This is a genomic window from Pantoea sp. S62 (assembly GCF_016658625.1).
Lineage (GTDB): Bacteria > Pseudomonadota > Gammaproteobacteria > Enterobacterales > Enterobacteriaceae > Pantoea > Pantoea vagans.
The window spans coordinates 24,671-38,320 of the sequence record NZ_JACVVI010000011.1 but is presented as its reverse complement, the minus strand read 5'-3'; the positions used below and the strand labels follow the sequence as shown (position 1 = coordinate 38,320).

Here is a 13,650-nt window from a genome sequence, read left to right as displayed (position 1 = left end):
GCTAAAACTCAAACTGATAGAGCAAATCGAGAGCCTGATCCACACCGGATACGGCTTCCAGATAGAGCTTAGGCATCAGGCGGTAACGCAAGGTTAACGTCGCCAGTGAATCAAATATGCCAACACCGTATTTTACCTGCAGACCCGGTAGTACATAGCCACTGACCTGCACCTGCTGGCTGTCGCCAACACCCGCAGTATCAACGGCCAGATTACTGACACCGAATGTCTCCCCGATTTTACCCACAACCTGCCCACTTTGTGCAACCCCTAAGCCAACAAGGGCCGAAGTAAGGGCGTTACTGTCGCCGTCACTGCCCAGTCCCTGACCGCGCAGCAGGTAGGAAAGCGCTTCCTGCTGCGACATTGCCGGATCGGAGAAGACTTCTGCTTTCGGCTCATCAGCAAGGCCAGTGACGCGCAGACCGGCGGTGACGCCATCTTCAGTCGCATCCGGGTTACGGATAGCTTCCAGATTGACGTAAGGCTGATCAGGCGGACCGGCAAACTGCAGCTCGCCTTTACGGACGATCAGATCCTGACCGTAGGCGTGGAAGCGACCGGACGGAATGTTGATCTGGCCATTCAGACCAAGCCCTGTCCTATCCTGTACCAGTTTAAGATCGCCATTCAGTTTCGCTTTCAGGCCAAATGCCGAGAGCCGCACATCGTTACCGACGTGGATCACCAGATTACTGTTAATCGGGATCGCGGCGGTTTGCGGTGCAATTGGCTTCAGCTGTTCATCCAGCATCACCTCATCCGACGAGACGCCAGTGGCGCTTTCCGGCACTTCCTGCACCGTGATGCGCGCCCACGGAATGTCGACCCGGCCATCAAGGTTAAAGGCGGCTGGCGTCGCTTCAAACACCAGATCCGGCGAGACATCCATACGCACCATTGGCGGCACGGTCACGCGAACCCGGCTGCCCTGCGCCGCAATGCGCGCACGCCAGTTATCAAGCTGACTCCAGTCCGCGTTACCGCTGAGGTTAATGTTGCCCTGCGCGGTCTGCACCAGCCCGTTCAGGGTCGAGCTCATCCCGTTGAACACCAGATTCAGGTTAGCGGCTGTGAGATCGACCGGCATAAAGTTGCCATCCACATCGACACCCGTCAGACCAAGCTGACCAAATACCTGCGGCTGCTGGATGCTGCCACCCAGACGCAGGCTGCTGTTCAGGCTGCCTTTGATCTTCTCACCCTGCATCAGCGCCGGATTGATCATCGCCAGCGAGATATTGCGGATATTAACGTTGCCGCCCAGCGTACGGCGGTTTTGCGGATCGTCGATCTGCACGTTGCCATCCAGCTGCCCGTTATTGGCGATGCGGATCAGCCAGTCGAGCTTAGCACGTCCGTTTTGCAACGCGGCATTGAGGTTCAGCGTGTCGAAGGCGATCGGCAGGTTATTGCCCTGCACATCCTGCACCACTTTCACGCCGTTGCCTTTCAGCGCCACGGTGCCGGTCGGCAGCGCGCCGTCGGCCGTCCAGTTGACGCGCACATCGCCGCTGAACAGGCCGCTGAGCTGGGTCGCATCCGGCATAAACGGCTTCACCATCGCCAGGTCAAAGCGATTCAGCACGACATGCGCCTTGCCTGCCGGCCCGGCTTCTACCGGTTCTGGTACACAAATCTGTGCATTCGGGTTCTGCCAGCAGTGCGGCCCGATGGTCGCCGTCTGGCGGCTGTTGAGATAGTCGATGGCCATCGCGCGGGTCAGACGCCACTCGCCGACAGGCGTATCAAAATGGGTATCATTCAGCGTGCCTCTCCAGCGTTCGGTCTGGCGATCGAAGCTGCCGTTCAGCGCTAGCTGGCCAGAGACCGGTTTGCCCTGCACATTCAGCTTCAGCTGATGCTGATGCTCGTTGCCGTCCGCATTCAGCGTCAGCAGGCTGATGTTCAGCGCATCCTGCTTCAGTTGCTCGACGCGCAGTTGCAGTTTACCCGCCACCTGTTCGCCGGAGCGCACGTCACCATTCAGCGTAACGCGATTGATCTGCATCTGCTGCCAGCGCAGACCACGGGCATTGAGATCGGCCAGCAGCTGTGGGGCTTTCAGGGTGCCACGCGCTTTGATAGTGCCGTTGACGACACCGCCCAGACCTGGCAGCGCATTGTCGAGCTGTGGCGCGTCGATGCTGGCATCAAGATCCAGACTATCGCCCAGCCCCCCTTTGACATCCAGATGGTTGCGTCCCAGCGCCAGCTTAATGCCCGGCACCGTCCACTGGTTGTAGCTGTTACCGGTCAGTGAACCGTCAGCGGTGACGGCGTTCTGCTTCACGTTTCCTTTCAGCTGAAGCTGCGGCACACTCAGCTGCCAGCTGCCGCCATAGAGACTGCCGCGGGTGGTGATTTTTCCATCCAGCCGCGCTGGCCAGTCAGGATACTGTTTTGCGGTGTTGATCCCGGCCAGCGTCAGCTCACTGCGCCAGCTGATCGCCTTGCTCCAGTCCACCAGCGCGGTGAGGTCAATATTGCCCTGCAATGCAGCCACGCGCAGGCGATCCAGGCTGAACTGCTCAACATTGCCTTTACCCGTCAGCGAGATATTGGCTGGTGGTACCGACTCGCCCTTCACGGCGGTCTGCAGTGACATCACATAGTCGGTGGCTTTGCCTTTAAACTGATAGTTCAGGTCATCCGCCTGATACTGAACCGGGCCGGTTAATGGCCAGCGTAGCTGCGGGCTGGTTAACTGCAGTGACAGCGGCAGTCCTGCTACCGCCAGCTGCGTCGTGGCGTCCAGTTGTGCCTTCACCGGACCGGAAAGATTCAGTCCCAGCTTCAGCTCGTCGCGCATTGCACCATTCAGTTTCAGCGCCAGCTTTTCGCCTTTGATCGGGTCGGTGTTAACCGTGCCGTTCAGGGTGAAATCGACCGGCCAGTTATCCGCCAGCGTCGCCTGTCCGCTGCCGTTGAGGTTGCCAAGATTCGAGTCCACTTCCAGCGTCGTCAGTTGCATATGACGATCGGCGGTTTTAGCTTTCAGCAGTAACCGGCTGACGGAGATATCGGTGTCGCCGGTAATGCGCAGCTGTTCACCCAGAATCTGCTGCACCTCGATATCCAGCGGCAGACGGAAATCGGGCAGCGCAGGCAGCAGCGGTTTGGCAAACATCGCCTGCAGCGTTTCACCCAGCGGTTTCTCCGCAGGGTGAGGCTGCTGAACCTTCGGCTCCACCACCTCGTCATTCACGACTTTCGCCGCTTTCGGCAGCGCAATCAGCAGGCTTTGAATATGGGTCGGATTCAGCGTCAGCGCGCGATCCTGCCATTGCAGGCCAGTAGTGAAGTCGAGCAGCGAGATCGCCGTGTCATCCACTTTGACATTGATGTTGTGCAGGCCAAGGTGACGCAGCGTAATCGGGTACGGCGTACTGAGGTTGGTGTTGCCACTTTCCTCTTCCGGCGCTGGCGCAGCAGGTGTCATCTTCTTGCTGTCGACGACCACGCTGATATCACGCAGGGAGACATCGTTAACGCATACGGAGGAGTGCAGCAGGCAGTTGAGATCCACCGCCAGATGGATTTGCCCGGCATCGAGGCTGACGCCTGGCATCTCAAAACGCAGACCGTTGAGCGTCAGGTTACGCCAGCCGCCATCGACCTGTCTGATGGACAGGCCGGGCACCCAGCGCGATGCCCCCTTCAGCACTAAATGCAGCCCCGGCGTGGTACCGATTAAAAATGCCACGCCGCCCAACAGCAGTACCAGAAAGATCAGAATACCGATCAGGACCTTTTTCCACAGCTTCATAGTTCTGGCCCCAGCCCTACGTAAAATTGTAATCCATGTGCCTCGTCATCCCCGATGGGTCTGGCGATATCAAATTTGATGGGGCCAACCGGCGAAGACCAGCGCACGCCGACGCCCGCACCGGTTTTGATATTGCTCTGTTTGATGTCGTTAACGGCTTCACCCGAGTCAACGAACACCGCGCCCCACCATTTCCCGGTGACGTTGTACTGATATTCCAGCGATCCGGTGGCGAGTTTGGATGCACCAGTGAGTTTGCCGTCGTCGTCACGCGGTGAAATGTTTTTGTATTTGTAGCCGCGAATACTGCGGTCGCCCCCGGCAAAGAAGCGCAGATCCGGCGGCACTTTGTCAAAGTCGTTGGTTTCGATCCAGCCAAGATTGCCGCGCGCCACAAAGCGATGGCTGTCGCCCAACGTGCGGATCCAGACGTTCTGCGCCTGCAGGATCAGGAAGTCAACGTCCGAACCCCAGGTCGTATCAGAGACGTCCACCGAGTAGCGCTGTGAATCGCCCCACGTCGGCATCAGACCGCCACGCGAACGGGTACGGTTTACGCTGACGCCGGGATAGAGCAGCATCGTGGTGTTGGTCACGCTGCCCTGCGTAAAGTGATCCAGGCTCCAGCGCAGGTTAACTGCCTTCTGCCAGCCGCTACTGCTGTCCCAGTTGCGCGACATCGCCAGCGTCGTGGTGTCGGCTTTAGTGTCGTTGAGGTCGGTGCGCTTCAGGCCGCCAGAGAAGGTGTAGTACTGCTCCAGCGGGCTTTTCAGCAGCGGCACTTTGTAGCTGAGATCGACCTGCTGTTCCGGCGCAGAAACGTAGGCGCTGGCCGCCAGGCTGTGGCCGCTATCGTTGATCCACGGTTTTTTCCAGGTGCCTTTCAGGCGCGGACCGACATCTGTGGAGTAGCCGACACCGGTTTCAATGGTGTTTTCGGTGCGGGGCGACATCACGGCATTCAGCGGCAGGACTTTGGTCTGGCGTCCCTTGCTGAATTCGGGCGCGACCACCACCGAATTAAACCAGCCGGTGGCGGAGAGACGCCGATTCAGTTCGGCTAAATCACGGGAGCTGTAGTAATCCCCCTCTTTGAACGGCACCAGGTTCTGCAGGTACTCTTCGCGAATCTGCGAACCCTGGAACGTGACGTCGCCAAAGCGATAGCGCTCGCCGCTGTCGTAATCAATATCCCAGAAGGCTTCCCGCCGCTCTACCGAGACGCCGAGCTGGCTTTTTTTAAAGGTGCCGTCGAAATAGCCGTTACGCAGCGCAAGATTTGAGAAGCCGCTTTTGAATTTGTCATATTGCCCGTGGTTAAGCTGCGTACCCACTTTGGGCCGTCCCTGCTTCACCCAGGCTTTATAATCTGCGTCATTGCGCGCATCGCCTTCGACCACGATGGTGCTGCCGCCAATTTTTACCGGTTCGCCGGGGGTGACATGGGCCACTAATACCGGGCGTCCGCCCTGCGCTGGCGCGGGGCGGGATTCAAAATCAATGGTGGGTTCATAATAACCGAGTGCGCGCAGCCCCTCTTTTATCGCAACAGAAACACGCGCGCGAAAACGACCATCGTTAGAGACCTCATCGCTGCCGATGGTCGACAGGCGCGCCCTGACATTTCTTTGAAGATCCCCGGTTAAGCCGTCTACCTGTAATCGCACTGTCGCCGCCTCAAGGGCGGGCGCGGCAAGCAGCAGGCCAGCCATGCAATAAACATAAAATCGTGGCACCTGTACTCCTGTTAATCATGCCGGCCCCTTTTCCGCGGGGCACTTATTAATCATCTTTGCCCGCACTACCGCAACGGCAACACCCTCATCATAGCCGCACTTTATGGTAAACGGCGACGCAACGCTGACATCTAAGTCAAATAACAGGGTATTGTCGGTAAATGGGGATCGCGATACAACTCCTGAGGGGTGGAATGATCAAACCCGGATGACTCACTCAGATAAATCCGAGTCAATAACCGGCCGCTCTGGACGCAGATGCGGTGTGATGCGACGGTTTGCCCTCTGGCGGCACAATGAGCGCTCCTGCTATAATCTGCCACCACAGGCATTCCGCCTGTTTTCATTTCTGCCCCGACATCTTTTTCCTGTCGAACAGGCGCAGACATTTTTGGCACGGATAGCTGTGATTCACGGATAAACCAACTCTGTTTGCGCTTACCCACGCTGCCCAGGCCAAAAATGACAAGTGGATAACCCTTTGGATCTCATATGTTAGATAGCTTGCTTGTCATTCTGTTGCTGATCGTAATCAGTGCCTTTTTTTCTCTGTCAGAGATATCGCTGGCGGCCGCCCGTAAGATCAAACTGAAACTGCTCGCCGATGAAGGCAATGTTAATGCGCAGCGTGTCCTTAAAATGCAGGAAACGCCGGGCATGTTCTTCACCGTGGTGCAGATTGGCCTTAACGCCGTCGCCATCCTGGGCGGTATTGTCGGCGACGCTGCTTTTTCACCGGTTTTCAGCGGCCTCTTTAACCGCTTTGTTTCGCCGGAACTGGCAGAACAGCTCAGCTTTATCTGCTCCTTCACCATCGTCACCAGCCTCTTTATCCTGTTCGCTGACTTAACGCCGAAGCGGGTTGGCATGGTCGCACCGGAAACCATCGCGCTGCGCATCATCAACCCAATGCGTTTTTGCCTGCTGGTGATGCGTCCGTTGGTGTTCCTGTTTAACGGCCTGGCTAACGTCTTCTTCCGTATTTTCAAACTGCCGATGGTGCGTAAAGATGACATCACCTCTGACGACATCTATGCCGTCGTTGAAGCGGGTGCGCTGGCGGGCGTGCTGCGTAAGCAGGAGCATGAGCTGATTGAAAACGTGTTTGAGCTGGAATCGCGTACCGTTCCCTCTTCAATGACCTCACGTGAGAATATCGTCTGGTTTGATCTGCATGAAGATGAGACCAGCCTCAAGACCAAAATCGCTGAGCATCCGCATTCTAAGTTTCTGGTCTGCAGCGGTGATATCGATCATATCGTTGGTTATGTCGACTCTAAAGAACTGCTGCTGCGTGTGCTGGGCAATCAAAGTATGGCGCTGAACAGTGGCCTGCAGATTCGCTCTGCGCTGATTGTGCCGGACACGCTGACCCTCTCCGAAGCGCTGGAAAGTTTTAAAACCGCTGGTGAAGATTTCGCAGTGATCATGAACGAGTATGCGCTGGTCGTGGGCATCATTACTCTGAATGACGTGATGACCACGCTGATGGGTGACCTGGTGGGCCAGGGCATGGAAGAGCAGATTGTGGCGCGCGATGAAAACTCATGGCTGGTTGAGGGCGGTACGCCGATTGATGACGTGATGCGCGTGCTGGACATTGATGATTTCCCGCAGTCAGGCAACTACGAAACCATCGGCGGCTTTATGATGTATATGCTACGTAAGATTCCGAAGCGTACTGATTTTGTGAAGTTTGCTGGCTACAAGTTCGAGGTGGTGGATATTGATAGCTATCGCATCGACCAGCTGCTGGTTACCCGCATTGACGAACGACCGCCGGTGCTGAGCATGACGAAAAGCGAAGAAGAGTAGAATGACCGAGGGCCAGGTTCAGACTGTGAAATAAATAGTCTGACGTGCCAGACACTAAGGGCGCCATCGGCGCCCTTGATATTAGTTGAACTCAAGCTTGAGACGAACGACCTGGCGGTTAATTTCTGACATCACGCTCAGATGCTGTTTGTCTTTGACGCGCGGGATTAAGACTTTCCCTTTATCGAACTCGAACGCGCCAACGTCCTTGATATACAACCTTCCTTTGAACAGCGTTTTTACATATTTCGCTATTTGTAGCGGATTATAGCGCTGGAAGATCTTCATACTGACTAACTCCTGTACATTTTTAAAGCACGCTTCGCCGTTTCCAAATTTGGTTCCAGCCCATGAAGCGCGAATTCGCGATAACTATAGAACACTAAAATCGTCTGGTGTTCCGAAAAGTGAATTTTTTTACTGAATTGACACATCATTACAGAACACTCTGTTATCAGGGTCATACAAGACAGTATAAACCTTCATTGGTTAAGGAATTGTGGTGTCCATAACAAACCTGACACCTTTCCATGACAGGCGCATCATCCCTGCTTACTATTGCAGTAAAATGACTGACTGGTCCGATCACTTAAGGAAATAGCAATGCGAAACATTCTGACCGCTGTGGCGTTGTCTTTGCTGATACCAGCAAGCGTGATGGCCCATGACCTCAGGCTGGGATCACGAGTCCCCGCCACTGGCGTCAACGATAAGGGCGAATTGTTATTACAGCAGGAGAAGTTTAGCTACAAAAACTGGAATAGCGCGCAACTCAGTGGAAAAGTTCGTGTGGTCCAGCATATTGCTGGTCGCTCCTCCGCTAAAGAGATGAATGCGGCACTGATAGAGGCGATCAAAGCGGCGAAGCTGCCACACGATCGCTATCAGACCACCACTATCGTGAATACCGATGACGCCATTCCTGGCACCGGCATGTTTGTTCGCAGTAGCGTCGAGACCAACAAGCAGCAATATCCGTGGTCGCAGTTTGTCATCGACAGCAAGGGCAATGTGCAGCATGCCTGGCAGTTACAGTCGGGCGGTTCCGCCATTGTGGTACTGGATAAACAGGGCAAGGTGAGATTTGTGAAGGATGGATCGCTGACGCAGGATGAAGTGACAAACGTGATGGCGCTGCTGGCCTCACTGCTGAAAGAGTAATCGCTGAAATCCCGGCGGTCACAGCGCAACCGCCGGGATTTCATCAGCCTGCAAATTCAGACAGCATTAAAACAGGGAGACGCGGAAGCCAGGATTAAGGAAGGATTCGCGTGGCGCGTAGTCCAGGGTTTTACCCTGCCAGTCATGCACATGGGCGCCAGCGGCCATCGCCACGGCATGACCCGCGCCGGTATCCCAGATGTTGGTGGGCCCGAAACGGGGATAGAGCTGAGCTTTCCCTTCCGCCACCAGGCAGAATTTCAGAGAAGAGCCGGTGGCGACGGTCTGATGTTCACCCAGCTGTTTCAGGTACTCTTTCATCTCGGCGTCATCGCCATGTGAGCGGCTCACCACGACCAGCGGAGGACGCGCGTCACGGGCATGAATCTGTTCACGCTGACCGCCCTCTTCTTTCCACGCTTTACCGTCTGCAGCGGCGTACATGACGCCCAGCACCGGTGCATAAACCACGCCCATAACCGGCTTGCCCGCTTCGATTAGCGCAATATTGACGGTAAATTCGCCGTTGCGTTTGATGAACTCTTTGGTGCCATCCAGCGGATCGACCAGCCAGTAACGCTTCCAGTGCTGACGCACCTCCCAGGCTGGGGGATCTTCTTCTGACAGCACCGGGATCTCTGGCGATAACTGCTTCAGGCCCTTCATGATAACGTTGTGCGCCGCAATATCCGCAGCGGTCACCGGTGAATCGTCCGATTTGTGAGAAACGTCAAGCGGCGCGGCACCGTTATAGACCTGCATAATCGCGTCGCCCGCTTCGCGTGCCAGTTGGCAGATTTGCTCTAACATTTTTCACCTCGTTGTGTCTGTCTGCTGCGGGATAGGTTCACCCCAGCTAGTGACATTTTAGCAGTTCAGCCTGCAGTGCTCATGTGCAGGCAGGCTGACCCATCAATTCATAGATATATCAATATCATAGTTATCCGACAATCGCCACGCCTGCGCTGCTGCGCCTTCGTCGTATAAGAATCCGCCGCTGGCTGATGCGTCAAAACGTTATATCCATCACGATTTAAAATGACTATCTGTCATGCTTTTACATTATTTTGAGAGCCTTAATTTAATTTGCAGCAGGAGCAAGCATGTTTAAGCCCGGAATGATGTTACTGGCCCTGAGCGTTTCCGTCGCAACCCAGGCCGCAACGGTAGATTTGCGGATACTGGAAACCACCGATCTGCATAGCAATATGATGGATTTCGACTATTACAAAGACACCCCAACCGCGAAGTTTGGCCTGGTGCGAACCGCCACGCTGATTCACGCCGCGCGCCAGGAGGTGAAGAACAGTCTGCTGGTCGATAACGGTGACATCATCCAGGGCAGCCCGCTGGGTGACTATATGGCGGCCAAAGGATTACGTGAGGGCGAGATCCATCCGGTCTATAAGGCGCTCAATACGCTGGATTACAGCGTCGGCAACCTCGGTAATCATGAATTCAATTATGGCCTGCCCTACCTGAAAAAAGCACTGGCAGGCGCCCGCTTTCCTTATGTAAATGCCAACGTGATTGACGTGAAGAGCGGCAAACCGCTGTTTACCCCATACATCATCAAATCCACCACGGTGGTTGATCGCGACGGCAAAACACAGACCCTGAAGATTGGCTATATCGGCTTTGTGCCGCCGCAGATTATGGTGTGGGACAAAGCCAACCTGCAGGGCAAGGTGCGGGTCGACGACATCACCGAAACGGCACGCCGTTATGTGCCTGAGATGCGCGCACAGGGTGCCGATCTGATTATCGCTATCCCCCACTCCGGCCTGAGCAGCGAGCCGTATCACACGATGGCGGAGAACTCGGTTTACTATCTCAGCCAGGTGGAAGGCATCAACGCCATCCTGTTTGGTCATGCACATGCGGTCTTCCCCAGTGAGGAGTTCGCAGCCATTAAGGGTGCAGACATTGCTAACGGCACGCTGAACGGCATTCCGGCGGTGATGCCAGGCATGTGGGGCGATCACCTGGGCGTGGTCGATCTGGTGCTGAGCAATCAAGATGGACACTGGCAGGTAAGCAGCGGCAAAGCGCAGGCGCGGCCGATTTATGATATCGCCGCGAAGAAATCGCTGGCGGCTGAAGATCCGGCGCTGGTGAAAGTGCTCGCTGACGATCACCGCGCGACGCGGGAGTTTGTGGCGAAGCCTATCGGCAAATCCGCCGATGTGATGTACAGCTATCTGTCGCTGGTGCAGGACGACCCGACAGTGCAGATCGTCAATAATGCGCAGCGCGCCTACGTAGAACACTTTATTCAGGGCGATCCGGATCTGGGCCGACTGCCGGTGCTCTCTGCTGCTGCGCCGTTTAAAGCGGGCGGACGTAAAAACGACCCATCGAGCTACACCGAAGTGGAGAAAGGCGCGCTGACCTTCCGTAACGCCGCCGACCTTTATCTTTATCCCAATACGCTGGTAGTGATGAAAGTCACGGGCGCACAGGTCAAAGAGTGGCTGGAGTGTTCTACGGGCCAGTTTAACCAGATCGATCCACACAGTAGCAAAACGCAGTCGCTGATCAACTGGGATTTCCGCACCTATAACTTCGATGTGATTGACGGGGTGAATTACCAGATCGATGTGACACAGCCCGCGCGCTACGACGCGGAGTGTAAACTGATCCACCCGGATGCTTCACGTATCCGTCAGCTCACCTGGCAGGGTAAGCCCGTCGATCCGCAGGCCACTTTCCTGGTCGCGACCAATAACTATCGCGCTTACGGCGGCAAGTTTGCCGGCACCGGGGATAAATACATTGCCTTTGCTTCGCCGGACGAGAACCGGGCAGTGGTTGCGGCTTATATCAGCGCGGAAACCAAAGCACACGGTGAAGTGCAGCCGAAGGCGGACAATAACTGGCGTCTGGCACCGATTACCTCATCCACCCCACTCGATATTCAGTTTGAAACGGCACCGGGTGATAAGGCGACCGGCTTTATTCAGCAGCATGCACAATATCCGCTTCAGCCCAAAGGGACAGATGCGATTGGCTTTGCGCTGTGGCAGGTGAATTTACAGCAGAAATAAGGCGGGAGAAGACGCTGCAACCGGGTTGGTTGCAGCGTCCGGGTATTACAGAATTTCCAGCAGCTCAACTTCGAAGATCAGGGTGCTGAATGGCGGGATAGAGGCACCCGCACCGCGCTCGCCATACGCGAGGTTCTGTGGGATCACCAGTTCCCATTTTGAGCCAACCGGCATCAGGGTCAGTGCTTCGATCCAGCCAGGGATAACACCGCTGACCGGGAATTCTGCCGGTTCGCCACGGGCAACCGAGCTGTCGAATACGCTGCCGTCTATCAGTTTGCCGGTGTAGTGAACGCGTACGCGGTCCTGACGTGATGGGATTGGACCTTCGCCCTGAGTAATCACGCTGAACTGCAGGCCTGATTCGGTGCTGCTCACGCCTTCACGCTGCGCATGTTCCTGCAGGAACGCCTGACCTTCTGCTGCCATGGCTTCGGTACGCTCACGACGTACGCCTTCCGCACGTTCGTGTACTTCACGCAGTGCGCGATGAACCACGTCAACCGGTACGGCCGGTGAGTTCCCTTCCAGCGCGTCGCGCAGACCCGCGAGCAGTGCTTCTGGTTGCAGACCCTGCAGACCAGATTCCAGCAACTGCTGGCCAACCTGTAAACCAATACCGTAACTTGCTTGTGCTTCGACGCTGTCGAAAGAAGGGGTAGTCATCTTCGTTCCTTTCACTCTCGGATAAATTCGAACCGGCAGCATAGCAGCGCAGGCCGCTGGCGTAAAATGCCCTGCGTCGCAGATGACTTTTGCGGGGGAAAGAGAAACAATAGAGCCGTCAAATTTATCAATGCTGGCAGGCACTTCGCGCCGGTATTGCCCATACTATAACTATCGATGGGGATCATCCCGTCTGTAGCACCTGAATAAGAGAGCAAACATGGGCCAGATTGCCCCACGACGCCGCAGGATGCGTGCACAACATATTGTATCCCGGCTGCAGAGCTGGCTGGCCGCACGCAGGCCACAGCAGCCTGCCGGAGAGGAGAAACCCCGAATGGCTTCAGACGCGTCATCCCGCCTGCCGACATGGCTTCAGCGTATCTGGCATTTTACCGACCACATTCGCTGGATGGACCCGCTGCCTGCGCCGCACCGTCGGGGCATCGTTGCCGCTCTGCTGGTGATGCTGGTGGCGTTTCTCTGGCCCGCCAGTACATTGCGCTATCCGGTTGAGCAGCCTGTCGCACCGCAGGCTGAGAAAGAGGTGCCGATGCAGGCGGATATTTATGAAAACAACGGTACCCGTCAGCCTTCATCCTCGCAATCTCAGCAGACGCCAAAAGCCGATTCTCAGGGGGAATGGCGTAACCTGACCATTGCATCCGGTCAGACGCTGGCGCAGCTGTTTCGTGACAATAGTCTGCCGGTCAATGATGTGTTTGCGATGGCGCGGGTGGAAGGCAGCGATCAGCCGCTCAGCACACTGAAAAGTGGCCAGCAGGTTAAAATCCGTCAGGATGCGCAGGGCGTGGTAACAGGACTGACCGTGGATGGCGCTAACGGCCCGGTGCTGTTTACCCGTCAGCCCGATGGCAGCTTTATTCGCGCGCAGTAACGCGAACAGTGCCTGGAGAAAGGCATAAAAACAAAAACGCCGGCACAGGGCCGGCGTTAATGTCGTGCTCAGTTAATCAGGATTAACCAGCAACAACTTTCACGTTCAGTTTAGCGAAGACTTCGCTGTGAACCTGGAAGCTTACTTCATGCTCACCGGTAGTGCGCAGAACGCCGTTTGGCAGACGAACTTCGCTCTTAGCCACTTCAACCCCTGCTGCAGTCACTGCATCAGCGATGTCGCGGGTACCGATTGAACCGAACAGTTTACCTTCATCGCCTGCTTTAGACGTGATGGTTACCGTGCCCAGTGCATTGATTTTCTCAGCGCGAGCAGTTGCTGCAGACTGAACATCAGCCAGTTTGGCTTCCAGTTCAGCACGGCGTGCTTCGAAGAACTCTACGTTTTTCTTAGTAGCAGGAACAGCTTTGCCCTGTGGTACTAAGAAGTTACGAGCGTAGCCCGCTTTAACGTTAACCTGATCACCCAGGGTGCCAAGGTTTGCTACTTTATCAAGCAGAATAACTTGCATTACCTTATCCTCTTAAAGTCGTTAAT

10 protein-coding genes are annotated in these 13,650 nt (G+C 55.7%); 4 read left to right on the top strand and 6 right to left on the bottom strand.

The window, feature by feature from the left end; all coding sequences use genetic code 11:
• Position 1 precedes the first annotated feature (1 nt).
• Together IBT54_RS15965 and IBT54_RS15960 are read right to left on the bottom strand one after the other, a co-directional pair.
• Complete coding sequence (locus IBT54_RS15965; protein WP_201252450.1) at positions 2 to 3,769, bottom strand: translocation/assembly module TamB domain-containing protein; 3,768 nt, start codon at positions 3,767 to 3,769, stop codon at positions 2 to 4.
• The gene (locus tag IBT54_RS15960; RefSeq protein WP_179291186.1) at positions 3,766 to 5,481 is read right to left on the bottom strand and encodes an autotransporter assembly complex family protein; all 1,716 of its coding nucleotides are present in this window, start codon (positions 5,479 to 5,481) and stop codon (positions 3,766 to 3,768) included. Before IBT54_RS15960 ends, IBT54_RS15965 begins: the two co-directional genes overlap by 4 nt.
• A 516-nt stretch (positions 5,482 to 5,997) precedes the next feature.
• Here IBT54_RS15960 and IBT54_RS15955 point away from each other — a divergent pair.
• The gene (locus IBT54_RS15955) at positions 5,998 to 7,320 is read left to right on the top strand and encodes a hemolysin family protein (protein WP_013359164.1); all 1,323 of its coding nucleotides are present in this window, start codon (positions 5,998 to 6,000) and stop codon (positions 7,318 to 7,320) included.
• Between the two features lie 81 nt (positions 7,321 to 7,401).
• Here IBT54_RS15955 and IBT54_RS15950 read toward each other — a convergent pair whose 3' ends face one another.
• On the bottom strand, positions 7,402 to 7,608 hold the full coding sequence (locus IBT54_RS15950) for a DUF1107 domain-containing protein (protein WP_003855513.1): 207 nt from the start codon (positions 7,606 to 7,608) through the stop codon (positions 7,402 to 7,404).
• A gap of 315 nt (positions 7,609 to 7,923) precedes the next feature.
• Here IBT54_RS15950 and IBT54_RS15945 point away from each other — a divergent pair, with 315 nt between their 5' ends.
• A complete protein-coding gene (locus tag IBT54_RS15945) occupies positions 7,924 to 8,481 on the top strand; it encodes a YtfJ family protein (protein ID WP_013359165.1) in 558 nt (185 codons plus the stop codon).
• Between the two features lie 66 nt (positions 8,482 to 8,547).
• On the opposite strand, the gene cysQ is transcribed toward IBT54_RS15945, so the two are convergent.
• On the bottom strand, positions 8,548 to 9,291 hold the full coding sequence (gene cysQ / locus IBT54_RS15940) for a 3'(2'),5'-bisphosphate nucleotidase CysQ (protein WP_201252449.1): 744 nt from the start codon (positions 9,289 to 9,291) through the stop codon (positions 8,548 to 8,550).
• 293 nt (positions 9,292 to 9,584) lie between these two features.
• Here cysQ and IBT54_RS15935 point away from each other — a divergent pair, with 293 nt between their 5' ends.
• Positions 9,585 to 11,528, top strand: a complete 1,944-nt coding sequence (locus IBT54_RS15935) for a bifunctional 2',3'-cyclic-nucleotide 2'-phosphodiesterase/3'-nucleotidase (RefSeq protein ID WP_201252448.1) — start codon at positions 9,585 to 9,587, stop codon at positions 11,526 to 11,528.
• 45 nt (positions 11,529 to 11,573) lie between these two features.
• On the opposite strand, the gene fklB is transcribed toward IBT54_RS15935, so the two are convergent.
• On the bottom strand, positions 11,574 to 12,194 hold the full coding sequence (fklB, locus tag IBT54_RS15930) for an FKBP-type peptidyl-prolyl cis-trans isomerase (protein ID WP_010256433.1): 621 nt from the start codon (positions 12,192 to 12,194) through the stop codon (positions 11,574 to 11,576).
• A 220-nt stretch (positions 12,195 to 12,414) separates the two neighbouring features.
• Between fklB and IBT54_RS15925 the strand changes: the two genes are divergently transcribed.
• Positions 12,415 to 13,092, top strand: coding sequence for a LysM-like peptidoglycan-binding domain-containing protein (locus IBT54_RS15925; RefSeq protein ID WP_156105718.1), 678 nt, complete (start codon positions 12,415 to 12,417; stop codon positions 13,090 to 13,092).
• 82 nt (positions 13,093 to 13,174) lie between these two features.
• Here the strand turns inward: IBT54_RS15925 and rplI are convergent, their stop codons facing one another.
• Positions 13,175 to 13,624 carry a 50S ribosomal protein L9 gene (gene rplI, locus IBT54_RS15920; RefSeq protein WP_003855506.1) on the bottom strand — a complete coding sequence of 150 codons (450 nt, stop codon included), beginning with the start codon at positions 13,622 to 13,624 and terminating at the stop codon, positions 13,175 to 13,177.
• Positions 13,625 to 13,650: the final 26 nt, after the last annotated feature.

Excerpts from the sequence above, each read along its gene's own strand:
- IBT54_RS15960 (WP_179291186.1), bottom strand. The coding sequence starts at position 5,481 with ATGGCTGGCCTGCTGCTTGCCGCGCCCGCCCTTGAGGCGGCGACAGTG.
- IBT54_RS15935 (WP_201252448.1), top strand. The coding sequence starts at position 9,585 with ATGTTTAAGCCCGGAATGATGTTACTGGCCCTGAGCGTTTCCGTCGCA.
- fklB (WP_010256433.1), bottom strand. The coding sequence starts at position 12,194 with ATGACTACCCCTTCTTTCGACAGCGTCGAAGCACAAGCAAGTTACGGT.
- IBT54_RS15955 (WP_013359164.1), top strand. The coding sequence starts at position 5,998 with ATGTTAGATAGCTTGCTTGTCATTCTGTTGCTGATCGTAATCAGTGCC.
- IBT54_RS15950 (WP_003855513.1), bottom strand. The coding sequence starts at position 7,608 with ATGAAGATCTTCCAGCGCTATAATCCGCTACAAATAGCGAAATATGTA.
- IBT54_RS15945 (WP_013359165.1), top strand. The coding sequence starts at position 7,924 with ATGCGAAACATTCTGACCGCTGTGGCGTTGTCTTTGCTGATACCAGCA.
- rplI (WP_003855506.1), bottom strand. The coding sequence starts at position 13,624 with ATGCAAGTTATTCTGCTTGATAAAGTAGCAAACCTTGGCACCCTGGGT.
- IBT54_RS15925 (WP_156105718.1), top strand. The coding sequence starts at position 12,415 with ATGGGCCAGATTGCCCCACGACGCCGCAGGATGCGTGCACAACATATT.
- IBT54_RS15965 (WP_201252450.1), bottom strand. The coding sequence starts at position 3,769 with ATGAAGCTGTGGAAAAAGGTCCTGATCGGTATTCTGATCTTTCTGGTA.
- cysQ (WP_201252449.1), bottom strand. The coding sequence starts at position 9,291 with ATGTTAGAGCAAATCTGCCAACTGGCACGCGAAGCGGGCGACGCGATT.